This is a genomic window from Halomonas stenophila (assembly GCF_014192275.1).
GTDB lineage: Bacteria > Pseudomonadota > Gammaproteobacteria > Pseudomonadales > Halomonadaceae > Halomonas > Halomonas stenophila.
Map to the genome: position 1 here is coordinate 63140 of NZ_JACHXR010000012.1, position 21620 is coordinate 84759.

Annotated in this window: 22 protein-coding genes and 1 tRNA gene; 5 read left to right on the top strand and 18 right to left on the bottom strand. The window is 69.2% G+C overall.

All coding sequences use genetic code 11. The annotated features are described in order from the left end of the window. The 11 genes from hisS to trmJ form a co-directional block, all read right to left on the bottom strand. Nucleotides 1-1296, bottom strand: coding sequence for a histidine--tRNA ligase (gene hisS / locus FHR97_RS16505; RefSeq protein ID WP_183384899.1), 1296 nt, complete (start codon nucleotides 1294-1296; stop codon nucleotides 1-3). Between the two features lie 28 nt (nucleotides 1297-1324). Beyond that, nucleotides 1325-2440 (bottom strand): flavodoxin-dependent (E)-4-hydroxy-3-methylbut-2-enyl-diphosphate synthase, encoded by a 1116-nt coding sequence (gene ispG, locus FHR97_RS16510; RefSeq protein ID WP_183384900.1) that lies wholly within the window; start codon nucleotides 2438-2440, stop codon nucleotides 1325-1327. A 10-nt stretch (nucleotides 2441-2450) separates the two neighbouring features. Next, entirely contained in the window at nucleotides 2451-3428 is a 978-nt protein-coding gene (locus FHR97_RS16515; RefSeq protein ID WP_183384901.1) for a RodZ domain-containing protein, read from the bottom strand. Between the two features lie 30 nt (nucleotides 3429-3458). Continuing rightward, nucleotides 3459-4202: a type IV pilus biogenesis/stability protein PilW gene (gene pilW / locus FHR97_RS16520; protein ID WP_183384941.1), complete on the bottom strand. Its 744-nt coding sequence runs from the start codon at nucleotides 4200-4202 to the stop codon at nucleotides 3459-3461. A 119-nt stretch (nucleotides 4203-4321) separates the two neighbouring features. Then, entirely contained in the window at nucleotides 4322-5449 is a 1128-nt protein-coding gene (gene rlmN / locus FHR97_RS16525; protein ID WP_183384902.1) for a dual-specificity RNA methyltransferase RlmN, read from the bottom strand. A 60-nt stretch (nucleotides 5450-5509) separates the two neighbouring features. Then, the gene (gene ndk / locus FHR97_RS16530) at nucleotides 5510-5938 is read right to left on the bottom strand and encodes a nucleoside-diphosphate kinase (protein WP_183384903.1); all 429 of its coding nucleotides are present in this window, start codon (nucleotides 5936-5938) and stop codon (nucleotides 5510-5512) included. A 162-nt stretch (nucleotides 5939-6100) separates the two neighbouring features. Continuing rightward, nucleotides 6101-6427, bottom strand: a complete 327-nt coding sequence (locus FHR97_RS16535) for a HesB/IscA family protein (RefSeq protein WP_183384904.1) — start codon at nucleotides 6425-6427, stop codon at nucleotides 6101-6103. Nucleotides 6428-6453: 26 nt separating this feature from the next. Continuing rightward, complete coding sequence (locus tag FHR97_RS16540; RefSeq protein WP_183384905.1) at nucleotides 6454-7611, bottom strand: aminotransferase class V-fold PLP-dependent enzyme; 1158 nt, start codon at nucleotides 7609-7611, stop codon at nucleotides 6454-6456. Nucleotides 7612-7632: 21 nt separating this feature from the next. Beyond that, a complete protein-coding gene (locus FHR97_RS16545) occupies nucleotides 7633-8103 on the bottom strand; it encodes an Rrf2 family transcriptional regulator (protein ID WP_183384906.1) in 471 nt (156 codons plus the stop codon). A 108-nt stretch (nucleotides 8104-8211) separates the two neighbouring features. Beyond that, on the bottom strand, nucleotides 8212-9141 hold the full coding sequence (gene cysE, locus FHR97_RS16550) for a serine O-acetyltransferase (RefSeq protein WP_183384907.1): 930 nt from the start codon (nucleotides 9139-9141) through the stop codon (nucleotides 8212-8214). A gap of 75 nt (nucleotides 9142-9216) precedes the next feature. Then, a complete protein-coding gene (trmJ, locus tag FHR97_RS16555) occupies nucleotides 9217-9978 on the bottom strand; it encodes a tRNA (cytosine(32)/uridine(32)-2'-O)-methyltransferase TrmJ (RefSeq protein WP_183384908.1) in 762 nt (253 codons plus the stop codon). A 143-nt stretch (nucleotides 9979-10121) separates the two neighbouring features. Here trmJ and FHR97_RS16560 point away from each other — a divergent pair, with 143 nt between their 5' ends. After that, complete coding sequence (locus FHR97_RS16560; RefSeq protein ID WP_183384909.1) at nucleotides 10122-10916, top strand: inositol monophosphatase family protein; 795 nt, start codon at nucleotides 10122-10124, stop codon at nucleotides 10914-10916. Between the two features lie 249 nt (nucleotides 10917-11165). Then, the gene (locus FHR97_RS16565; protein ID WP_183384910.1) at nucleotides 11166-11507 is read left to right on the top strand and encodes a hypothetical protein; all 342 of its coding nucleotides are present in this window, start codon (nucleotides 11166-11168) and stop codon (nucleotides 11505-11507) included. 98 nt (nucleotides 11508-11605) lie between these two features. On the opposite strand, the gene secF is transcribed toward FHR97_RS16565, so the two are convergent. The 5 genes from secF to queA form a co-directional block, all read right to left on the bottom strand. Next, a complete protein-coding gene (secF, locus tag FHR97_RS16570; protein ID WP_183384911.1) occupies nucleotides 11606-12529 on the bottom strand; it encodes a protein translocase subunit SecF in 924 nt (307 codons plus the stop codon). A gap of 9 nt (nucleotides 12530-12538) precedes the next feature. Beyond that, the gene (gene secD / locus FHR97_RS16575) at nucleotides 12539-14389 is read right to left on the bottom strand and encodes a protein translocase subunit SecD (RefSeq protein WP_183384912.1); all 1851 of its coding nucleotides are present in this window, start codon (nucleotides 14387-14389) and stop codon (nucleotides 12539-12541) included. Between the two features lie 147 nt (nucleotides 14390-14536). After that, the gene (gene yajC / locus FHR97_RS16580) at nucleotides 14537-14872 is read right to left on the bottom strand and encodes a preprotein translocase subunit YajC (RefSeq protein ID WP_183384913.1); all 336 of its coding nucleotides are present in this window, start codon (nucleotides 14870-14872) and stop codon (nucleotides 14537-14539) included. Between the two features lie 79 nt (nucleotides 14873-14951). Next, a complete protein-coding gene (tgt, locus tag FHR97_RS16585) occupies nucleotides 14952-16070 on the bottom strand; it encodes a tRNA guanosine(34) transglycosylase Tgt (protein ID WP_183384942.1) in 1119 nt (372 codons plus the stop codon). Nucleotides 16071-16109: 39 nt separating this feature from the next. After that, nucleotides 16110-17147 (bottom strand): tRNA preQ1(34) S-adenosylmethionine ribosyltransferase-isomerase QueA, encoded by a 1038-nt coding sequence (gene queA, locus FHR97_RS16590; protein ID WP_183384914.1) that lies wholly within the window; start codon nucleotides 17145-17147, stop codon nucleotides 16110-16112. A 139-nt stretch (nucleotides 17148-17286) separates the two neighbouring features. Between queA and FHR97_RS16595 the strand changes: the two genes are divergently transcribed. Continuing rightward, nucleotides 17287-17373, top strand: a tRNA-Leu gene (locus tag FHR97_RS16595). A 695-nt stretch (nucleotides 17374-18068) separates the two neighbouring features. Here the strand turns inward: FHR97_RS16595 and FHR97_RS16600 are convergent. After that, entirely contained in the window at nucleotides 18069-18881 is an 813-nt protein-coding gene (locus tag FHR97_RS16600) for a DUF1206 domain-containing protein (protein ID WP_221187833.1), read from the bottom strand. A 22-nt stretch (nucleotides 18882-18903) separates the two neighbouring features. After that, the gene (locus tag FHR97_RS16605; protein WP_183384915.1) at nucleotides 18904-19518 is read right to left on the bottom strand and encodes an exopolysaccharide biosynthesis protein; all 615 of its coding nucleotides are present in this window, start codon (nucleotides 19516-19518) and stop codon (nucleotides 18904-18906) included. Nucleotides 19519-19881: 363 nt separating this feature from the next. On the opposite strand from FHR97_RS16605, the gene FHR97_RS16610 reads away from it, so the two are divergent. After that, nucleotides 19882-20988 (top strand): glycosyltransferase family 9 protein, encoded by a 1107-nt coding sequence (locus FHR97_RS16610; protein ID WP_183384916.1) that lies wholly within the window; start codon nucleotides 19882-19884, stop codon nucleotides 20986-20988. A 2-nt stretch (nucleotides 20989-20990) separates the two neighbouring features. Further along, a complete protein-coding gene (locus FHR97_RS16615) occupies nucleotides 20991-21608 on the top strand; it encodes a LysE family translocator (protein WP_183384917.1) in 618 nt (205 codons plus the stop codon). The last annotated feature ends 12 nt before the right edge of the window (nucleotides 21609-21620 follow it).

The following is a 21620-nucleotide window of genomic DNA, read 5'->3' on the forward strand; positions in this document are numbered from 1 at the left end:
TCAGGCGAGGGTCTCGCCTGCCAGCAGGGATGTGAGGGTCTCGGCGAGTGCGTCCTGGTCGAGGCGCCGCTGCTCGCGGTCCTCGCGCAGGAACTTCAGCGTCACGGCGTTCTCGGCGAGCTCGTCCTCGCCGAGCAGCAGGGCCAGGCGGGCGCCGCTGCGGTCGGCCTTCTTGATGCGGCTCTTGAAGCTGCCGCCGCCGCAGTGCAGCTGCAGGCGCAGCGTGGGCAGGGCCTCGCGCAACCGCTCGGCGAGCAACAGGGCGGCCGGCTCGGTGGCCTCGCCCATCGGCAGCAGGTAGACGTCGAGCTCGCCACGGGCTTCATCGGGGACCAGCTCCAGGGTGTCGAGCAGCAGGATCAGGCGCTCGATGCCCATGGCGAAGCCCACCGCCGGGACCGGCTTGCCGCCGAGCTGCTCGACCAGGCCGTCGTAGCGACCGCCGGCGCAGACCGTGCCCTGGCTGCCCAGTGCGGTGGTGGTCCACTCGAAGACGGTGCGCGAATAGTAGTCCAGGCCACGCACCAGGCGCAGGTTGACCACGTAGCCGATGCCGGCGGCGTCGAGCATGGCGGTGAGCCGCGCGAAGTGGTCCCGCGACTCGGCGTCCAGGTGGTCGATCATCCGCGGCGCATCGGCCAGCATCGGCGCCATGTCGGGGTTCTTGGAGTCGAGGATGCGCAGCGGGTTGCTGGTCAGGCGCCGGCGCGAGTCCTCGTCGAGCAGTTCATAATGGGACTCGAAATAGTCCACCAGGGTATCGCGGTAGGCCGCGCGGGCCTCCGCCGAGCCCAGCGAGTTGAGCTCCAGGGTGACGTGCTCGGACAGGCCCAGCTGCTGCCACAGCCGGGCCGACAGCAGGATCATCTCGGCATCGATGTCCGGCCCCTCGAGGCCGAAGCTCTCCACGCCGATCTGGTGGAACTGCCGATAGCGGCCTTTCTGGGGGCGCTCGTGGCGGAACATCGGGCCCTGGTACCACAGCCGCTGGGTCTGGTTGTGCAGCAGGCCGTGCTCCAGGGCGGCTCGCACGCAGCTCGCCGTGCCCTCGGGGCGCAGCGTCAGGCTGTCGCCGTTGCGGTCCTCGAAGGTGTACATCTCTTTCTCGACGATGTCGGTGACCTCGCCGATGGAGCGCTTGAACAGCGCGGTCTGCTCGACGATGGGGGTGCGGATCTCGTCATAGCCATAGCGGCTCATCAGGGTACGCACCTGGCCCTCGAAGTACTGCCACAGCGGGGACTGGTCCGGCAGCAGGTCGTTCATGCCACGAATGGCCTGGATCTTCTTGCTCAATGCTTGCTCCTTGAGGGGGTCGTCGGGATCAGGCGTCCCGGGCGATGACGTCCTGTTCGGCCTGCTGCTTCTCCCGGACCTTGTCGCGGATCAGCCGCTCCAGGTCGTCGACCAGGTGGTCGTTGCGCAGCTTGCTGGCCGGCTTGCCGTCGATGTAGACGAGGTTGGCCGGGTCGCCGCCGGTCAGGCCGATGTCGCTCTCCTTGGCCTCGCCGGGGCCGTTGACCACGCAGCCGATGACGGAGACATCGAGCGGCGTCAGGACGTCCTCCAGACGTTCCTCCAGGGCATTCATGGTGCCGATGACATCGAAGTTCTGGCGTGAGCAGCTGGGGCAGGCGACGAAGTTGATGCCCTTGGCCCGCAGCCGGAGGCTCTTGAGCATGTCGAAGCCGACCTTGATCTCCTCGACCGGGTCCGCCGCCAGCGAGACCCGGATGGTATCGCCGATGCCGTCCATCAGCAGCATGCCCAGGCCGATCGACGACTTGACGGTGCCCGAGCGCAGCCCGCCGGCCTCGGTGATGCCGAGGTGCAGCGGCTGCTCGATGCGTCCGGCCAGCTCGCGGTAGGCGGCCACGGCCATGAACACGTCGGAGGCCTTGACGCTGACCTTGAAGTCGGGGAAGTCGAGGCGTTCCAGGTGGTCGATATGGCGCATCGCGGACTCGACCAGGGCCGCCGGGGTGGGCTCGCCGTACTTCTTCTGCAGGTCCTTCTCCAGCGAACCGGCGTTGACGCCGATGCGGATCGGGATGCCGTTGTCCCGGGCGGCGCTGACGACCGCCCGCACCCGGTCCTCGCGGCCGATGTTGCCGGGGTTGATGCGCAGGCAGTCGACGCCGAGCTCGGCGACGCGCAGGGCGATCTTGTAGTCGAAGTGGATGTCCGCGACCAGCGGCACCTCGACCTCGCGCTTGATGCGGCCGAAGGCCTCGGCGGCGTCCATGCTGGGCACCGAGACCCGCACGATGTCGGCGCCGGCGGTCTCCAACTGACGGATCTGGGCCACGGTGGCGGCCACGTCCAGGGTGTCGGTGTTGGTCATGCTCTGGACGGAGATCGGGGCGCCGCCCCCGACCGGGACCGTGCCGACATGGATGCGGCGCGACTGGCGTCTGGTGATGGGCGATGGTGCGTGCATGATGTCGGACTCATTCTCCCAGGGTGAAACGGGCGACGTTGTTGGCGTCGGCGCGGGACACCAGATCCACGGACTCGCCGCGCCAGACCAGCTCGACGCCGGTGGCGTTGCCCACGGTCAGGCGGAAGGGCGGTTCGCCTTCGACGCGCGCCGTGGTGCCGGGTTCCTGCAGGCCGACGAAAACGCGCTGGTTGGTGGCGTCGAAGATCTCGGTCCAGGATTGTTCGTTGAAGGTCAGGCGCAGCACACCGGCGTCGGGCGCCGGCGCCTCGTCGGCCGGCTCGGTCTCCGCCTCGAGTGCGGCCGCCGGAGCCTCGTCGGCAGCCTCGGGCGCCTCTGTCGCGCCGGCGGGCGGGGCCGATGGCGCGACGTCGCCCGTGAGGGCGGACGATGCCTCGGTCGAGGCCGCCTCGTCGCCCGGGGCCTCGCTGGCGGTGGCTGCATCGTCGGCCGCGGCCGGGGCCGGCTCGTCGGCGGGCTCGCCGCCGCCCTCGGTGATGGTGGTGGTGCCGTCGAGGCTGTCCACGGCCACCGGGGCGTTGTCGCCGGGGGTGGGGGGCTGGCTGCCGCCGCGGCTCTGCCACCACATCAGCGTCAGGCCGACCAGGCCGGCGATGACCACCAGGGTGGCCAGGCGGAACATCCAGGCGCCGAGCCGTGAGGGCGGCTTGTTGACCACGTGTACCGGGGTCACCTTGCGCTCCTGGTCATCGCTGCCGAAGCGCGCCTGGTAGGCGGCCAGCACCTGCTCGGCGTCGATGCCCAGCAGGTTGGCGTAGCTGCGCAGGTAGCCGCGCCGATAGGTGACGATCGGCACTTCCTCGTAGCTGTCCCGCTCCAGGCCGTCGATCACGGCCGGGCGCAGGTTCAGGGCCTCGGCGACCTCTTCGCGTGACAGCTCCATGGCTTCGCGCTCGCGCCGCAGCAGCTCACCCGGCGAGGCCTGGGGAGCGAAGGCATCGGGCTCCTGTGAATGGGTGTCGCTCATGGCGTGGCATCCTTATGGAAAATCTCGAGGTCAGGGCGCGCCATGTGAAGCATCCAGTGAGGGGGCATCGACCTGACCGCCCCGGGCCTGGGCGATGTCGCGGGCCAGGCGACGAGCCGCCGCGGTGGTACCGGCCAGGCGCCGGTAGGTCTCGAGCTCGCGCTCGGCCCGGGCATAGTGGCCCTGCTCGTACTCGAGCTCGGCCAGGCGCAGGTAGCTGCCGGGCCGGCGCGGGTCGATGCTCTGGGCGCGTGCCAGGCTCTCGCGGGCGGCCCGAGTGTCGCCGAGCTCCCGCTGGCACTGGCCGAGGTTGGTGAACAGCTGGGCCCGGTTGGCGTACTGGGTGTCTTCGGTGGCCCGCTCGAGCTGCTGGCAGGCCTCGCGGATGCGCCCCTGATCATACAGGAAGGCGGCATAGTTGTTGCGCGCCCGGGTCAGGTCCGGCGCGCTGCGCAGTGCCTGGCGGAAGGCCTCGTCGGCTAGGGCCGCCTCGCCCTGCCGCTGGTAGACCATGGCCATGGCCTGCAGGGCCTCGGGGGCCTCGGGGTCCAGTTCCAGGGCGCGGTCCAGGGCCGAGAGGGCTCGGGGCAGGTTGTTGCGCTCCAGATAGGCCACGCCGAGGCGGGTATAGGCCGCCACCGGGTCGGCCGTCTCCGCCGCGGCCGGCGTGCTCGTGCCGGGCTGGGTGGCACAGCCGGTCAGCCACAGGGCGCCGGCCAGGAGGACGGTGACGGGCAGGTGTCGGAATCCGGGCAGGCGCGGGCGACGGGTCATGGCATCCTCTCTGGTGGCGGGCACCCCCTCTCCGCGCGGGGCGTGGGGTGCCTGGCCGATGGTGAAAAAAGGCCCGACCATCAAAGCGTCGTGCCCGGTTGAAGTCAAGGTGCCCCGGGTCAGTCGGCGTCGAGCTGGATCGACTGGATGTAGCGCTCGTGGCGCTTGGTACGATCCTTGACGCGGCCGACCAGCTGGCCGCAGGCGGCATCGATGTCGTCGCCGCGGGTGGAGCGGATCGGCGCCGTGTAGCCGAGCTCGTAGAGCCACTGCTGGAAGCGCATCACCTGGTTGCGCGACGGCGTCTCGTAGCCCGAATGGGGGAAGGGGTTGAAGGGAATCAGGTTGATCTTGCAGGGCAGCTCCTCGAGCAGCGCCGCGAGTTCGCGGGCATGTTCCTGCTGGTCGTTGACGCCCTTGATCACCGTGTACTCGACGGTGACCATCCGCGTGTCGTCGCACTTGGCCAGGTAGCGCTGGCAGGCGTCGAGCAGGGTGCGGATGTTGTACTTGCGGTTGAGCGGCACCAGTTCGCTGCGCAGCTCGTCGTTGGCGGCATGCAGCGAGATGGCCAGGCTCACGTCGAGCTCGTCGCCGAGGCGGTCGAGCATCGGCACCACCCCGGAGGTGGAGAGGGTGACGCGGCGCTTGGAGAGGCCGTAGCCGTTGTCGTCGAGCATCAGCTTCATCGCCGGCACGACGTTGTCATAGTTCAGCAGCGGCTCGCCCATGCCCATCATCACCACATTGGTGACCGGGCGGTTGGCGGTATCCTTGCGCGCCCCGAAGCTGTTGCTGGCGACCCACACCTGGCCGATGATCTCGGCGGCGGTGAGGTTGCGCTGGAAGCCCTGCTTGCCGGTGGAGCAGAAGCTGCAGTCCAGGGAACAGCCGACCTGGGAGGACACGCACAGGGTCCGGCGCTTGCCGTTCTCGGCCGGGATCAGCACGGTCTCCACGTAGCTGCCGTCCTCCACTTCCAGTACCCACTTGCGGGTGCCGTCGCTGGAGGTGCCCTCGTAGACCACGCTCGGGCCCCGGATCTCGGCGACCTCGGCCAGGCGCGTGCGCAGCGCCTTGGACAGGTTGGTCATGGCCGCGAAGTCGGCGCAGCCCTCGTGATGGATCCATTTCATCACCTGCGAGGCACGGAACTTCTTCTCGCCGATGGAGAGGAAGAAGGCTTCCATCTCCTCGCGCGTCATGCCGAGCAGGTTGGTGCGTTGCGGAGCGGTGGTGGCGGTCATGGCAGTCAGCGGGTCGGTGGGGCAGAGCGGGGGTGGGAGACCCCCGCCGATGGCAGGCGATCAGCCGCGCGGGCAGATCTCGCTGTCTTCGAAGAAATAGGCGATCTCGCGGGTCGCGGATTCCGGCGAGTCGGAGCCGTGCACGGCGTTGGCGTCGATGGACTGGGCGAAGTCGGCGCGGATGGTGCCGGCCTCGGCTTCCTTCGGGTTGGTGGCGCCCATCAGGTCGCGGTTGGCGGCGATGGCGTTCTCGCCTTCCAGCACCTGCACGACCACCGGACCGGAGGTCATGAAGCCGACCAGGTCACCGAAGAAGGGGCGCTCCTTGTGCTCGGCATAGAAGCCCTCGGCCTGCTCCCGGGACAGCTGGAGCATCTTGGCGGCGACGATCTTCAGGCCGGCCTTCTCGAAGCGACTCTCGATGTCGCCGATGACGTTCTTGGCGACGGCGTCGGGCTTGATGATGGACAGGGTGCGTTCGGTAGCCATGGGGCGTGTCTCCAGTCTGGGAAGGGTCGAGCGGTACAACCTCGCGCCGCCCCGGGAGGGCCGGGGCGGCGCGAGGCTCGGTATGATGCGGTCCGGCGTCGGGCGCCGACAGGGCGCAGAGTATACCGCCCCCGAGCGGCAATGGACAATCGCGCCTCGGACTCAGACGCTGAAGCTCTCGCCGCAGCCGCACTCGTCCTTGACGTTGGGGTTGCGGAAGCGGAAGTAGCGGTTCAGGCCCTCGGAGACGTAGTCGACCTCGCTGCCGTCGAGCATCTCGAGGGCCTCGGGGGCGACATAGACCTTGACGCCGTGTTCCTCGAAGGCCACGTCGTCGTTGGCGGCCTCGTCGGCGAAGTCGAGCACGTAGCTGTAGCCCGAGCAGCCGCTGGGCTTGACCGTGACCCGCAGGCCCAGGCCGTGCCCGCGCTCGTCGAGCACCCGACGGATCTGCTCGGCGGCGGCAGTGGTGATCGAAAGATGCGACATGGTGGTCTCCTGCAAGCGTGATGGGGTCAAGGGGTCTTGCGGCGCAGCCCGATCAGGGCATGGCGTAGCGCCTCGAGCGCCCGGTCGATATCGGCCTCGGTGGTGAAACGGCCGAAGCTGAAGCGCAGCGAGGCGAGTGCCAGGCGGCGGGGCACGCCGATGCCCTTCAGTACATAGGATGGCTCGACACTGGCCGAGTTGCAGGCCGAGCCGGTCGACAGTGCGATGTCGCGCAGGGCCATCAGCAGCGACTCGCCGTCGACGCCCTCGAAGGCCAGGTTGAGGATGTTGGGTACCGCGGTCTCGACCAGGCTGTTGCGGTGGATGCCGCCGAGGTCCTCGAGCCCGCCCAGCAGCCGGTCGCGCAGCGCCCGGATCCGCGCCTGGTCGGCCTCGCCCTCGCGGCCGGCGATGGCGAAGGCCTCGCCCATGCCGGCGATCTGATGGGTGGGCAGGGTGCCCGAGCGCATGCCCCGTTCGTGGCCGCCGCCGTGGATCAGCGCCTCGAGGCGGATATCCGGGCTGCGCTTCACATAGAGGGCGCCGACGCCCTTGGGGCCGTAGGCCTTGTGCCCGGACAGCGACATCAGGTCGATGCCGAGGCGCGCCACATCCAGCGGCAGGCGTCCCACCGCCTGGGCGGCGTCGACGTGGAAGACCGCGCCGCCGGCATGGACGACCTCGGCCAGCGCCGCCAGGTCGTGGATGCTGCCGAGCTCGTTGTTCACGGCCATCAGCGAGACCAGCGTCGTGTCCTCGCGCATCGCCTCACGCAGGGCCTCGGGGGTCACCCGCCCGTCGCGCTCCGGGGTCAGCCAGGTGACCTCGAAGCCCTCCTGTTCCAGGGCCCTGGCGGTATCGACCACGGCCTTGTGCTCGACGATCGAGGTCACCAGGTGTCGGCCCCGGGCCCGGTTGGCGCGCATGAAGCCGATCAGCGCCAGGTTGTCGGCCTCGGTGGCGCCGCTGGTCCAGACGATCTCGCGGGGATCGGCGCCGATCAGGTCGGCGACCTGGCGGCGTGCGCCCTCCACGGCCTGCTCGGCCTGCCAGCCCGGCATGTGGCTGCGCGAGGCCGGATTGGCGAAGACGCCGTCCAGGGTGAGATGGCGACTCATGACCTCGGCGACCCGGGGGTCGACGGGGGTGGTGGCGGCGTAATCGAGATAGACGGGTGCGCTCATGGGCTCGGTCGGTATCGGGGTTCAGGGCGACGCGGTCGGGATCTGGTCGTCGTCGAGGCGGCGGCGCTGGCGGCCGGCGATGTGCTGGATCTCCTCGCGGCTGGCCAGCTGGCCCAGGGTCACGCCATCGAGGAAGCCGTGGATCTGCTCGGACAGCTCGCTCCACAGGTGGTGGGTGAGGCAGATGTCGCCCTGCTGGCAGTCCGACAGGCCGCCGCAGCGGGTGGTGTCCACCGACTCGTTGACGGCGTCGATGACCCGGGCCACCGTGATCGTCTCCGGGGCCATGGCCAGCAGGTAGCCGCCGCCGGGACCGCGCACGCTGTCGACCAGGCCGCTGCGCCGCAGGCGGGCGAACAGCTGCTCGAGGTAGGACAGCGAGATCTCCTGCCGCCTGGAGATGTCGGCGAGACTGATCGGGCCCGCGTCGGCATTCATGGTCAGGTCGAGCATGGCGGTGACGGCGTAGCGTCCCTTGGTGGTCAGGCGCATGGAGCACTCACCTCGGCACCGACGCGGCGTCGGTTGTCGGTGACTCGGGCCGGTTCCCCGCGAAGGGCCGGGAAGACTCGCCATTATGATAATGACCCAGTGGCATGGTCAACCATTGCTGCGGCGCTTGCCGACCTCGTCCCGGGGGGGCGTCGGCGTCTCGGGGGCGTCGCCGCTGGCCTCGGCCGGCGATTCGTCGGCGGGCGTCGACCGGTCGCTCTCCCCGCGCCGGCCCTCCCGCGGCCCGCAGCAGCCGTCGACGTCCTCGAGGATATTGGCGAAGTCCTCGTCGCGCAGTTCCGGCAGCTGGCCGTCGCGGAAGCCGGCATCGATCTGGCGCAGCGTCGAGCACATGCGCTCGATGCGCTCGTCCACGGCGTGCATGTGATCGAGCATGGCCTGCATGGAGCGGGCCACCGGGTCGGGCATGTCCTGGCTGACGCCGTAGGCATCGAAGCCGAACTTGCGGCGCATGGCCTCGCGGCGCGCCGGGTCGACCTGCAGGGCCTCCTCCTGGTCGGGCTCGCTGCGCTGCACCACCTTGCCGGGAATGCCCACCACGGTGGCGCCTGCCGGCACCTCCTTGGTGACCACCGCATTGGAGCCGACCTTGGCCCCGGTGCCCACCGTGAAGGGGCCGAGGATCTTGGCGCCGGCGCCGACGATCACGCCGTCCTCGAGGGTCGGGTGGCGCTTGCCCTTGTTCCAGCTGGTGCCGCCCAGGGTCACGCCCTGGTAGAGGGTCACGTCGTCGCCCACCTCGGCGGTCTCGCCGATCACCACGCCCATGCCGTGGTCGATGAAGAAGCGCCGGCCGATGGTCGCCCCGGGGTGGATCTCGATGCCCGTGAACCAGCGCGCCAGGCTCGACAGGGTGCGGGCCAGCCACTTGAGGTTGTGGCGCCACAGCCAGTGGGTCATGCGGTGCACCAGCAGGGCGTGCAGCCCCGGGTAGTTGGTCAGCACTTCCAGGAAGTTGCGCGCCGCGGGATCCCGGGCGAATACGCTGTTGATGTCCTCGCGCAGACGTTGAAACATGCGGCGGTCCTTGGGTGGAGGGCGAGAGGTTTCCTTCATAGTGGGGGTGCGGCGGGCCGGCTTCAAGCCGGCCGCTCAGCCGTCGTCGCCCCGCTCGGCCTGGCGCTCGGTGGCGGAGAGGATGCCGCGCAGGATGTTGAGCTCCATGCGCTCCGGCCGGGCCCTCAGGGTGAAGCGGCGCAGGCGGGCCATCAACTGGCGCGGCGTGGCCGGGTCGTGGAAGCCGATGGCGACCAGGGTGCGCTCCAGGTGGGCGAAGTAGTGCTCCAGTTCCTCGTGGCTGGCCAGCGGCTGGCCGTCCTCGTCCTCGTCCGCGGCCGTCGCCTCGCCGCTCGCCGGCCGGGCAAGCCAGGCCAGGCGGCACTCGTAGGCCAGCACCTGGACGGCGGCGGCCAGGTTCAGCGAGCTGAACTCGGGGTTGGTGGGGATGTGCACGTGGGCATGGCAGCGCTGCAGCTCGGCGTTGGTGAGCCCGCTGTCCTCGCGGCCGAAGACCAGGGCCACGCGGCTCGCCGGCGCGGCCAGCTCGTCCGGCAGCCGCTCGCCCAGCGCCCGAGGCGTGATCATCGGCCAGGGCAGGGTGCGCGAGCGGGCGCTGGCGCCCACCACCAGGGTGCAGTCGGCGACCGCCTCCTCCAGCGTCGCCACGGTGCGGGCCCGGTGGACCAGGGCGTCGGCCCCCGAGGCCCGCGACACGGTATCCGCGGTCAGCGGTTCGCAGCGCGGCGCCACCAGCACCAGGTCGGCCAGGCCCATGTTGTGCATGGCGCGGGCGGTGCCGCCGATGTTGCCGGGATGGCTGGTGCCGATCAGGACGATGCGGATGCGGTTGAGCATGGGGGGCCTGCGTGGTGTCGCCGTGGGAAAGGGCCCGTAGTCTAGCATGTCGGCCGGGGGCATGGCGTGGCGCGCGGGGCGCGCTTCTGCTAGGATTCGCGCCGACCCGTTCTTTAACACCCCCGACTCCCCAAGGCCCGATCATGCATCCGATGGTCCAATTCGCGCTGCGTGCCGCTCGCAGTGCCGGCGAACAGTTCCTGCGCATCCGTGAGCGTATCGAGAACGCCCATGAAGAGCACAACCTCGACAAGCTGCTCGAGGACGCCGCCCGCAACGCCGAGACCCTGATTTCCCGTCAGCTGTCCCGTGGCTATCCCCAGCACGGCGTCGTCGGTCGCTATACCCCCCATCGCAGCGGGGAAGGCGAGGGCAGCGACATCCTGTGGCGCATCGAACCCTTCCACGGCTACTCCAACCTGGCCGTCGCCTCGCCCGGCTTCGCGCTGTCGCTGGTATGCCTGGTCAAGGGCCGCCCGGAGCATGCGGTGGTGATCTGTCCCTTCAGCGACGACGAGTACCTGGCCAGCCGGGGCCGCGGTGCCCAGCTCAACGGCAAGCGCATCCGCGTGCCGAAGCGCACGGCGATCGCCGGCAGCCGCATCGCCATGAGCCTGCCGGAGACCTGGCTGCGGCCGCGCCTGCTGCCCGCCTACCTGACCCTGACCCAGCAGCTCGCCCCCCAGATCGAGCTGCAGCGCGCCTCCGGCAGCGGCCTGCTGGACATCGCCGAGCTGGCCGCCGGGCGCGTCGATGTCGCCTTCGTGCTGGGCCTCGAGGAGCAGGACATGCATGTCGGCGCCCTGCTGCTCAAGGAGGCCGGGGCGCTGATGGGCACCCCCGACGGCCAGCCGTCGATCGAGGCCGAGGGCCAGCTGATGGCCGCCGGGCCACGGCTGTTCAAGGCGCTGGTGCAGCAGCTCAAGCCGCACTTCTGAGCGGCGCCCGGCCATCGCCGGACCGGCGGTGACCGCCCCACGACAACGCCCCCGCGGCCCGGCTGCGGGGGCGTCTTGCGTTCTACCGGGGCCGCCGGGCGAGATTACATCCGGTGACATTCACGGGACTGTTCTGGCCGGCCCTGTGGGTGTAGCTTGGGAGGTGTCGGCGGTCCGACGACCCCGGCATCATGCGCCCCCGGGGGTCACGCCGCCGGGCCATGAGACCCACCCGTGAGAGGAGTGACGATGCAACCGCTCAGCTATTACTACTACAACGTGCTGGAAAGCCTGGAGAAGCCCTGCGACGTGCCGGCGTTGCACCTCCAGGAGGGCTATGACCTCCTGTATCGCTACGGCGGCCGGGTCGAGATGGACCTGATCCGCCGTGCCGAGCAGGCCAGCGCGAATGGCGAGCCGTACCACTGGCACGAGGCCCTCGATGCCGAACAGCAGGACAAGCTGCGTCGTGCCCTCGGCGACGGGAACCCGGCGAAGATCCTCAAGGTGATGCAGCGTAATGGCTATGCCGGCGTGCTCTACCATCACGCCCGTGAAGTCTATCGTCCCGACGCCCAGGGCGTCGCCTAGCCGCGTCTCTCGACCCGTCCCGCTCGGGGACGGGAGATGAAAAAAGCCCCCGGCATGGTGCCGGGGGCTTTTTCGTGGGCCTGAGCTCGCCGCCCGGGTCAGGGCAGCTCCTCGGCCTCCGGGTCTTCCTTCCTGGCGGGGATCAGGTCCTCGCGCTGCAGCTTGAGCGGCAGCAGCAGGGCCGCGGCCACGTAGATGGACGAGAAGGTCCCGATCACCACGCCGAAGATCAGTGCCACGGCGAAGAAGTGGATCATGTCGCCGCCCAGGGTCACCAGCGCCAGCAGCACCAGCAGGGTGGTGCCGGAGGTGGCCAGGGTGCGCGACAGGGTCTGGTTGATCGCCTCGTTGAAGATCGCCGGCATGTCGTCGATGCGCGACTTGCGGATGTTCTCGCGGATGCGGTCGTAGACCACGATGGTGTCGTTGAGTGAGTAGCCGATCACCGCCAGCACCGCCGCCAGCACGGTGAGGTCGAACTCGAAGCCGAACAGTGAGAAGGCGCCGACCACGATGATGACATCGTGCAGCAGTGCCAGCAGGGCGCCGATGGCGAACTTGTACTGGAAGCGGGCCGCCACGTAGAGCATCACGATCCCCAGCGCCACCAGCATGCCCATGCCGCTCTTGTCGCGCAGCTGGTCGCCGACCTGGGCGCCGACGAACTCGGCGCGGACCAGCGAGACATCGCTGCCGGCGTCCTGGAGCAGTGTCACCACCTGGTCGCCGACGCCGGCTTCGAAGGCCTGCTGGAGGCGGATCAGCACCTCGGTGGAGGCGCCGAAGGTCTGCACCGCGACGTCCTGGAAGCCGGCGGCCTCGAGGGTCTGGCGCACCGTCTCCAGCGTCGGCGCGCTGGCGAAGCGCACCTCCACCAGGGTGCCGCCGGTGAAGTCGAGGCCCAGGTTGAGCCCCAGCAGCAGCAGCGAGACGATCGACGCCAGCAGCATCGCCCCGGAGATCGCGAAGGCGACCCGGCGCTTGCCCATGAAGTCGAACTGTCGTTGTATCAGGGATTTCATAGGCACCTCTTATATCCAGAGCGTCTTGAGCGGCCTGCCGCCGTAGCACAGGTTGACCATGGCGCGGGTCACCATCAGGGCGGTGAACAGCGAGCTCAGGATGCCCAGCGACAGCGTCACGGCGAAGCCCTTGACCGGCCCGGTGCCGATCGAGAACAGGATCAACGCCACCAGCAGGGTGGTGATGTTGGCGTCGATGATCGAGGTGAAGGCGCGCTCGTAGCCGGCGTGGATGGCCTGCTGGACCGAGAGCCCGGTGCGCAGCTCCTCGCGGATGCGCTCGAAGATCAACACGTTGGCATCCACCGCCATGCCCAGCGTCAGCACGATGCCGGCGATGCCGGGCAGCGTCAGGGTGGCGCCGAGCATCGACATGGCGGCCACCAGCAGGGTCAGGTTGAGCGCCAGGGCGAGGGTGGCGAACCCCCCGAAGACCTTGTAGCGCACCAGCATGAACAGCACCACCAGCAGCAGGCCGACCTGCACCGAGAGCACGCCGCGCTCGATGTTCTCGGCGCCGAGGCTCGGCCCGATGGTGCGCTCCTGGGCGAAGTAGATCGGGGCTGCCAAGGAGCCGGAACGCAGCAGCAGCGCCAGCTCGGCCGCCTCGGTGGGCGACTCGAGGCCGGTGATGCGGAAGCTGTTGCCCAGCGCGCTCTGGATGGTGGCCAGGCTGATGATGCCGCGCTCGGTGTAGGGGTCGCGGACGGTGACCTCCTCGCCGTCCTCCATCACCGTGCGCTCGCGGGTCTTGTGCTCGATGTAGAGCACCGCCATGTTGCGACCGATGTTGGTGCGGGTGGCGCGGTTCATCAGGGTGCCGCCGGTGCCGTCGAGGTCGATGTTGACCTGGGGACGACCGTTCTCGTCGAAGCTGCGGCTGGCGTTGGAGACGCTGTCGCCGGTGATGATCACGTCGCGCATCAGGGTGGCGGTGCGCGAGGGCTCGTTGCGGAACGGGAAGGTCTGGGTCTCGACTTCCGGGGTGTCCGGACGGGCCTCGAGGCGGAACTCCAGGTTGGCGGTGGCGCCGACGATGCGCTTGGCCGCGGCGGTGTCCTGCACGCCGGGCAGCTCGACGACGATGCGATCCGGCCCCTGGCGCTGGACCAGCGGCTCGGCCACGCCCAGCTCGTTGACGCGGTTGCGCAGGGTGGTCAGGTTCTGGTTGATCGCGTAGTCCTGGATCTCGTCCACGGCGGTGTCGGTCAGCGTCATCGCCAGCCCGGCCCCCCGCGAGAGGTCGACGTTGCGGTAGTCGAACTCGGGGAACTCGCGACTGATCAGCCGGCGGGCCTCGCTGCGATCCTCGGCGTTCATGAAGTCCATCTCGATCGTGCGGCCGTCGATCTCGGTATTGCGGTAGCGCAGGCGCTCGTCACGCAGGGTCTCGCGCATGGCGCTGGCATTGACCTCGAGGCGCTGGGTCACCGCGGCCTCCATGTCCACCTCTAGCAGGAAGTGCACGCCGCCGCGCAGGTCCAGGCCGAGGGTCATGGGGGAGGCGGCCAGCGATTCCAGCCAGGCCGGGGTGGACTCGGCCAGGTTCAGGGCCACCACGTAGTCCTCGCCCAGGGCGTCGCTGATCAGGTCGCGGGCGCGGATCTGGTCGTCGGCGTTGTCGAGGCGGATCAGCACGTTGCCGGGGTTGCGCTCGACGGACTGGATGGCGATGCCGGCATCGCTCAGGGTGGTCTTGAGGCGCTCGAGGCGGCGCTCCTCGAGGGTGGTGTCGCCCCGGTCGCTGCTGATCTGCACCGCCGGATCCTCGGGGAAGAGGTTGGGGAGGGAGTAGACCAGGCCGACGAGGAGGACGAGGAGTATCAGCAGATACTTCCACAGGGGATAACGGTTGAGCATGGGAGCCCTGCCCTCAGGTTGCTGATGATGGAGACGGACGCTACGCCATCACGAGCACCGGGCGGAGCCGGTCGGCCGGGCCCCGCCTCGGTGGTCGCAGGGCAGCCCGCCGCGTCAGGGCGACGCGGCGGGCGCGGGTACGCCCGGTCAGATGGACTTGAGCGTGCCCTTGGGCAGGACGGCGGCCACGGCGTTCTTCTGCACGTTGACCTCGGTGCCCTCGGCGATCTCCATGGACAGGAACTCGCTGTCGTCGCTGACCTTGGTGATGCGGCCGAGCATGCCGCCGCCGATGACGATCTCGTCGCCCTTGGTGAGGTTGCCGATCAGCTGCTTGTGCTGCTTGGCCCGCTTGGCCTGGGGGCGCCACAGCAGGAAGTAGAAGATCAGCACGAAGCCGACCAGCATCACGATCTGGGCGATGCCGCCGCCGGCGGCGCCGGCGTCCTGGGCCAGGGCCGGGGAAATGAAGAAGTCCAGCATGTACGACGATCTCCTGAGTCGCGTGAAAACAAGGTGGCGCCTGGGCGCCGAGCCGCCGGCTCCGGGGGCCGGCCAGCCGTCAATTCGGTGCGGGGGGGACCGGCAGGCCGCGGCTTGCGTAGAACCCTTCCACGAAGTGGGCCAATGTACCCGCTTCGATTGCACCGCGCAAACCGGCCATCAGGCGCTGGTAATGGCGCAGATTGTGGATGGTATTGAGCATCGAGCCGAGCATCTCGCCGCAGCGGTCCAGGTGGTGCAGGTAGGCCCGGGAGAAGTGCCGGCAGGTGTAGCAGTCGCAGTCCGCCTCCAGCGGGGCGGCGTCGTGGCGGTGCTTGGCGTTGCGGATCTTGACCGTGCCCTCGGCGGTGAACAGGTGGCCGTTTCTCGCGTTGCGGGTGGGCATCACGCAGTCGAACATGTCGACGCCGCGGCGTACCCCCTCCACCAGGTCCTCCGGCTTGCCCACCCCCATCAGGTAGCGCGGCTTGTCGGCCGGCATCCACTCGGGCAGGTAGTCGAGTACCGCGATCATCTCCGCCTTGGGCTCGCCCACCGAGAGGCCGCCGATGGCGTAGCCATCGAAGCCGATGGCCTCGAGGCCATCGAGCGACTGCTTACGCAGCTCGGGATACATGCCGCCCTGGATGATGCCGAACAGCGCCGAGGGCGAGTCGCCGTGGGCGTCGCGTGAGCGCCTGGCCCAGCGCAGCGACATCTCCATGGAGCGCCGGGCCTCCTCGACGCTGGCCGGGTAGGGCGTGCACTCGTCGAAGATCATCACGATGTCCGAGCCCAGCGAGCGCTGCACGGCCATGGATTCCTCGGGGCCCATGAACACCTTGGCGCCGTCCACCGGCGAGCGGAAGTGCACGCCTTCCTCGGTGATCTTGCGCATCTCGCCCAGCGAGAACACCTGGAAGCCGCCGGAATCGGTGAGGATCGGCCGTTCCCACTGGGCGAAGTCGTGCAGGTCGCCGTGGGCCTCGATCACCTCGGTGCCCGGGCGCAGCCACAGGTGGAAGGTGTTGCCGAGGATGATCTCGGCGCCGATCTCTTCCACCGACTCGGGCGTCATGCCCTTGACGGTGCCGTAGGTGCCCACCGGCATGAAGGCCGGCGTCTCCACCGTGCCCCGGGGGAAGGTCAGGCGTCCGCGGCGCGCCCGGCCGTCGCTGGCCAGGCGCTCGAAGGTCATGAAGCATTCGTCTCGCATCGGGGATCTCGGCTTGGTCGGTCAGCGGGCTCGTGTGAGATACATGGCGTCGCCATAACTGAAGAAGGCATAGCCCTCGCGGACCGCCTCGCGGTAGGCGGCCATCACCGTCTCGAAGCCGGCGAAGGAGGCCACCAGCATCAGCAGGGTCGACTCCGGCAGGTGGAAGTTGGTGACCAGGGCATCGACGACCCGCCACTGGTAGCCCGGGTAGATGAAGATATCGGTCTCGCCGCTGTAGGGGGCAATCTCGTCGTCGGCGCTCTTCAGGCAGGCGCTCTCCAGGCAGCGCACGCTGGTGGTGCCCACGGCGATCACCCTGTTGCCCCGGGCGCGGGCCGCCCGCACCTGGTCGCAGACCGTCTCGGAGACCTCGATCCACTCACTGTGCATCTGGTGCTCGCGGATGTCGTCGGCGCGCACCGGCTGGAAGGTGCCGGCACCCACGTGCAGGGTGACGAAGGCGCTCTCCACGCCCTTCTCGGCAAGCCGCCCGAGCAACGGCTCGTCGAAGTGCAGCCCGGCGGTGGGGGCGGCCACGGCGCCGTCGCGGCGGGCGTAGACGGTCTGGTAGCGCTCCCGGTCGCCGAGCTCGTCCTCGCGGGTGATATAGGGGGGCAGCGGCATATGGCCGTGGGCCTCGAGCAGCGCGATCAGCGGCGTCTCGCCGAGGAAGCGCAACTCGAACAGCGCCTCGCGGCGGCCCTCGACCACGGCGCGGATGCCGCCCTCGAACTCGATCTCGGTGCCGGTCTTGGGCGACTTGCTGGCGCGCAGGTGGGCCAGGCCGCGGTGGGCATCCAGCGGGCGCTCCAGCAGCATCTCCACGCGCCCGCCGCTGGCCTTGTGGCCATGCAGGCGGGCGGGAATCACCCTCGTGTCGTTGAACACCAGCAGGTCGCCGGGGGCGAGCCGCTCGAGCAGGTCGGGGAAGCGACGGTGCGCGAGCCGGCCGCTCTGGCCGTCGACGCACAGCAGGCGGCAGTCGCTGCGTTGTTCGGAGGGATAGCGGGCGATCAGCGCCTCGGGGAGCTCGTAGTGGAAATCGGCGCGCTGCATGGGGCGTTTCGGTCCGGATGAAGGGCATGAACGACGGCTCGGGCGAGCCGTGGCAAGCCGACAAGGATACCGTGTCCCGTGGCCGAAGTCAGGGCCCGGATTGACCTTCACCGCGGCCCACGTATAATGCCACGCCGTTGCCGGTGTGGCGGAATTGGTAGACGCAGCGGATTCAAAATCCGCCGGGTGCAAGCCCTTGTCGGTTCGAGTCCGACCACCGGTACCATGAAATCAAGCACTTACCTCCCTCCATGTGCTTGATATGAATTAGCCTTTCCTAGTGTGTCAACAAAGTGTCAACGGCGCTTCGACCATGTTCCGCGCTACTCCCCCTCCCAGTGGCCGGGCGATCTGTACTGATTAATACCAAATCTCCATAGTTCTGCGACATTTTCCTTAGCGTTTCATGTGAGTGAAGACTACATTTCTAATGGCAGGCAGGAAGCCTCAGACTCGATCAAGCTCGTGGTGTGGACAAGCGGCCCCTTCAGGGGGTCGCTTTTTTCTTGGCTGGATGATGCGTGGCGCGAACCTGATCGCGTCGGGTCGGTGGTCCGGGGAGAGGTGTGTCGGTTCGAGTCCGACCACCGGTACCATAAAATCAATCACTTACTTCCCTCAATGTGCTTGATCTGCATTAGGTTCCTTTCAAGTTACAAGCCGCTTCCGCTCGATCGCCCGACATGCCTTGCTGCTCTGGGCCTGCTTGCCGCTTAGATCGAAATGCTCTGGGTCGGCCCCAAAATATTCTTGGGTCTGGTGCAGGCGAGATGACTACATTTCTAATGTCAGCGCAGGATGCCTTCTGACTAGTCATGTTGTGGATAGCGGCCCTCTCTCGGGCCGCTTTTTTTGTGGAGGTGCATCGGGTGGGGCTTACCGTGCCCGGGATGGCCACTTCGGTCGGGTGCACCGCTCGCCTCAGTCGATGCTGGTATCCCGGATGGCGGCATTGATCAGGCAGTAGAGGCCGTAGCTCGCCAGGCCGAGGGCCACCGCACCCAGCAGCCAGGGGCCGAAGGGCTGGTCGGCCAGCACGTTCAGCGCGCCGCCGAGGCCCTGGGCCTCGCTGGGGTCGGCCTGCCAGGCTGAGATGCACAGGAACAGGCCGATCATCTGGAAGACCAGGCCGCGGGCCGACAGGCCCCAGCGGGTGATGACGTCCGCCAGCCGGCGTTGCAGCGGCCCCATGTCCTGGCGGTACCAGTTGCTGATATAGCTGCGCCGGATGGCCCGCCATAGCTGCCGCAGGCCGATGGCGATGAACACCAGGCCGATGGCGAAGATCGCGTAGAGCCCGCCCTGGTGGCTCATCACCAGGGCGGTGCGGTCGCTGGCCGTGTCCTGTCCCGACCCGCTGGCGGCGTCGCGCAACAGGTCGAGGCAGTAGATCCCGAGGCTGCCATGGATGAGACTGCTGATCAGGAAGCCCAGGCGCGTGACGAGGCCCTTGGGCCCTCGACCGACGTTCTCGGCATCCAGCAGCGCCTGGAGGAGGCGCCAGGCGGCATAGGCGGCGAGCCCGGCCGCCAGGCCGCCGAGCATCAGGTCGCCGAAGGGCTCGCTGGCCAGGCCGTAGAGGGCTTCCTTGGTGCCGACGTTGTCGCCCCCCAGGCCGGTCGCCGCCAGGAAGGCCAGGCCGCCCACCAGCAGGTAGACGACGCCCTTGGCGGCGTAGCCCGCCCCGGCCGCGAGGACCACGCCCCGCCTGAGTCGAGTCTTGGATTCTGGCATCGTGGGCTCCACGGTCGCCGCGTCAGGCGAGGCCGATGACCACCATGGTCAGGGTGCCGCCGGTCAGCAGGTAGGCCAGCATTGCCATCAGGCCGTCCTCGGCGAGCAGGGCCAGGCCGAAGAGCGTCAGCGCCAGGCCGGCCCCGTTGGCAGTAAAGGGCACCAGCTCCATCGGCGGCATCGCCAGGCCGATCAGCAGGCAGGTCAGGGCCACCGGCAGGTGGGCCGGGGGGCGGGCGAGCCACACCAGGCGTGCCCGCAGGAGGCGGTCGACCCAGCGCGCGGGGCGCACCATCCAGTCCGTGACTCGCACGAAACGCTCGCGGGACACCCGTCGCCGCAACAGGCCGCGCGGCAGCCAGATATGCCTCCGGCCGAGCAGCAGCTGGGCGGCCACCAGCACCACCAGGCTGGCCATCAGGGAGGGCACCCCGGGGATGTCGCCGAGCAGCGGGGCCAGGGTGACCAGTCCGGCGATCAGCAGGAAGGGCGCGAAGCTGCGCCGCCCCACCGCATCGAGGATCGCTTCCAGGCTCACGTCCTCCCGTCGTCGCCCCGCCTGCTGCACCTGGGCGATCAGCGTCGTCAGGTTGCGTGGACCGGCCTGGGGCGACGCTTGCTGGGTGTCATCGGTCATGCGGCCCCTGCTGTCCGGGGGAGGGTGGCCAGGGCCCTGGCGCCGGGCTTCGGCCCAGGCGGCCAGGATCGCCTGGGCGGCATCACGACAGTGTAGCCTGGCCGCCCGTGCGGATGCATGCCGATCCTGTCTGGCGGCGGCCCTGTCGCAGGGCCTCGCGATATCGTATGGTAGAGGATCGGTCCTTCTCTCGTGCTTGCGGGGGAGGGCTGTTTTCATTGGTTCCCCGGGCGTCCGTCTGGCCAGGCCTCCCGGATACAGCGGGTCGGCGGTCCGCCAGCCAGCCGGGGCATGGTGCCTCGCGACGATGGCCGAGGACGCGCTGCTTTCTTTTTTTACAGTGTCTGGTAATCGACGTCATCTATGGCCGCTTCCGCCAAATTCCTCCAGCAGCTTCTGCGCCATCCCCGCCGGACGCTTCGCCTGCGCTACAGCCAGTGGCGTTACGACTACACTCCGGAGCCGCGGCTGCCCGATACCCTGCATACGGTGGTGCTGTTCGTGCCCAAGCGGATCGGGGACGGCATGGCCGTGTTCCCGGTCATCCGGGCCCTGCAGGCCCGCGGGGTGTCCCGCCTCGTCATCGTCGCCTCGAGCTACAACGAGATCGTCTTCCGGCGGCTCGTGGACGAGAGCGTCGAACTGGTCACGCTCGCCGATGCCAAGGACCTCGGGGCGATTCGTGGTGTGGCCCGCGACCTTCGCACCCGGCATGGCTGCGTCGATCTCTGCGTGGAAGGCACCATCCGCGACGATGTGCCCACGCGCTGTTTCGTCGGCACCCTGCGGGCACGCTGCAACCTGAAGCTGGGGGCCTCGCCGATGCGCTGCTACGCGTCGCTGCGTGGTGAGGCCCAGGCGATGCAGGATCGTGGCGAGGCTCGGCCGCACTGCTGGGCCGGCCTGATGCGGGAGGCCGGCATCGCCGAGGTGCCGGGAGCCTATGAGTTTCCGATCGCCGCCGACGACGAGGAACGGGTCCGGCGGAGCGTGGCACCGCTGCGCCCCTATGTCGCCCTCAACCTGGATGGCAGTCATCCGGCGCGCCAGCTGTCCCTCGAGCAAGGGCGGCGACTCTGCGAACTGCTGCGGGACATCCCGGGCCTGCCCGTGGTGATGGTCTTCGGCCCCGGTGGCGAGGACAAGGCGCGCCGGCTGGCGGCCGACATGCCCGATGTGCATCGGCTGTCGCTGGCGGTGAGCCTGCCGCACAGCGTGGCCATCGTGAAGCATGCCGCCCTGGTGGTGACCCCCGATACGGCGGTACTGCACATGGCGAGCGCCTGGAATCGGCCGACCCTCGGGCTCTACGCCCGCCCCCAGCGGCGCTGGCGGCCGCTGGCCGAGCACAGCGCCCTGATCGAGACCGGCGGCCACCTCGCCGATCTCGACATGCAGCAGGTGGCCCGGGCCCTGGGCGCGTTGCCCGTGGCCGAGGGTCGGGGATGTCATATGACCCAAGGAGGCTGATCATGCCGTTGTCGCTATGGATGTCGCTGGCCGCGATCTGCGCCATGGGGGCCATGTCGCCGGGGCCGAGCCTGGCCCTGGTGCTGCGCCACACCCTGGGCGGCGGGCGCCTGCCGGGGGTGGCGGCGGCGCTGTCCCATGCCCTGGGCGTCGGGCTCTATGCCTTGCTGACCGTCTGGGGGCTGGGGGCGCTGATCGTGCGCTTTCCCCTGCTGTTCCAGGCCATCACCTGGGGCGGGGCGGCCTACCTGGCCTGGCTGGGGATCAAGGCGCTGCGTGCCGGCCGCGCCGGGGCGCTGCGCGCCGAAGCCATGACCACCTCGGGGAGCCAGGCCGCCCGGGAGGGCATGCTGGTGGCGCTGGGCAATCCCAAGCTGATCCTGTTCTTCGTCGCCCTGCTCAGCCAGTTCGTGACCCCGGACATGAGTCTGGCGGCCCGGGCGATCATCGTGCTCACGGCGATGATCATCGATGGCGGCTGGTACGTGCTGGTGGCGGTCAGCCTCTCCCATTCCCGGGTCCTGCCCTGGCTGCAGGCGCGTGCCCACTGGATCAACCGGGCCACCGGGGTGCTGCTGCTGGCGCTGGCGCTGAGGGTGGTCGCCGGCCCCATCGGCTGAGGCTGCGTTGAC

What these genes read in the sequence shown, in the direction of transcription:
- FHR97_RS16605 (WP_183384915.1), bottom strand. Translation starts at nt 19,518, where the DNA reads ATGACCGATGACACCCAGCAAGCGTCGCCCCAGGCCGGTCCACGCAAC.
- trmJ (WP_183384908.1), bottom strand. Translation starts at nt 9,978, where the DNA reads ATGCTCAACCGCATCCGCATCGTCCTGATCGGCACCAGCCATCCCGGC.
- tgt (WP_183384942.1), bottom strand. Translation starts at nt 16,070, where the DNA reads ATGACCTTCGAGCGCCTGGCCAGCGACGGCCGGGCGCGCCGCGGACGC.
- ndk (WP_183384903.1), bottom strand. Translation starts at nt 5,938, where the DNA reads ATGGCTACCGAACGCACCCTGTCCATCATCAAGCCCGACGCCGTCGCC.
- FHR97_RS16610 (WP_183384916.1), top strand. Translation starts at nt 19,882, where the DNA reads ATGGCCGCTTCCGCCAAATTCCTCCAGCAGCTTCTGCGCCATCCCCGC.
- FHR97_RS16615 (WP_183384917.1), top strand. Translation starts at nt 20,991, where the DNA reads ATGCCGTTGTCGCTATGGATGTCGCTGGCCGCGATCTGCGCCATGGGG.
- FHR97_RS16545 (WP_183384906.1), bottom strand. Translation starts at nt 8,103, where the DNA reads ATGCGCCTGACCACCAAGGGACGCTACGCCGTCACCGCCATGCTCGAC.
- FHR97_RS16560 (WP_183384909.1), top strand. Translation starts at nt 10,122, where the DNA reads ATGCATCCGATGGTCCAATTCGCGCTGCGTGCCGCTCGCAGTGCCGGC.
- FHR97_RS16535 (WP_183384904.1), bottom strand. Translation starts at nt 6,427, where the DNA reads ATGTCGCATCTTTCGATCACCACTGCCGCCGCCGAGCAGATCCGTCGG.
- FHR97_RS16540 (WP_183384905.1), bottom strand. Translation starts at nt 7,611, where the DNA reads ATGAGCGCACCCGTCTATCTCGATTACGCCGCCACCACCCCCGTCGAC.
- ispG (WP_183384900.1), bottom strand. Translation starts at nt 2,440, where the DNA reads ATGCACGCACCATCGCCCATCACCAGACGCCAGTCGCGCCGCATCCAT.
- cysE (WP_183384907.1), bottom strand. Translation starts at nt 9,141, where the DNA reads ATGTTTCAACGTCTGCGCGAGGACATCAACAGCGTATTCGCCCGGGAT.
- pilW (WP_183384941.1), bottom strand. Translation starts at nt 4,202, where the DNA reads ATGACCCGTCGCCCGCGCCTGCCCGGATTCCGACACCTGCCCGTCACC.
- secF (WP_183384911.1), bottom strand. Translation starts at nt 12,529, where the DNA reads ATGAAATCCCTGATACAACGACAGTTCGACTTCATGGGCAAGCGCCGG.
- secD (WP_183384912.1), bottom strand. Translation starts at nt 14,389, where the DNA reads ATGCTCAACCGTTATCCCCTGTGGAAGTATCTGCTGATACTCCTCGTC.
- rlmN (WP_183384902.1), bottom strand. Translation starts at nt 5,449, where the DNA reads ATGACCGCCACCACCGCTCCGCAACGCACCAACCTGCTCGGCATGACG.
- queA (WP_183384914.1), bottom strand. Translation starts at nt 17,147, where the DNA reads ATGCAGCGCGCCGATTTCCACTACGAGCTCCCCGAGGCGCTGATCGCC.
- FHR97_RS16565 (WP_183384910.1), top strand. Translation starts at nt 11,166, where the DNA reads ATGCAACCGCTCAGCTATTACTACTACAACGTGCTGGAAAGCCTGGAG.
- yajC (WP_183384913.1), bottom strand. Translation starts at nt 14,872, where the DNA reads ATGCTGGACTTCTTCATTTCCCCGGCCCTGGCCCAGGACGCCGGCGCC.
- FHR97_RS16600 (WP_221187833.1), bottom strand. Translation starts at nt 18,881, where the DNA reads ATGCCAGAATCCAAGACTCGACTCAGGCGGGGCGTGGTCCTCGCGGCC.
- FHR97_RS16515 (WP_183384901.1), bottom strand. Translation starts at nt 3,428, where the DNA reads ATGAGCGACACCCATTCACAGGAGCCCGATGCCTTCGCTCCCCAGGCC.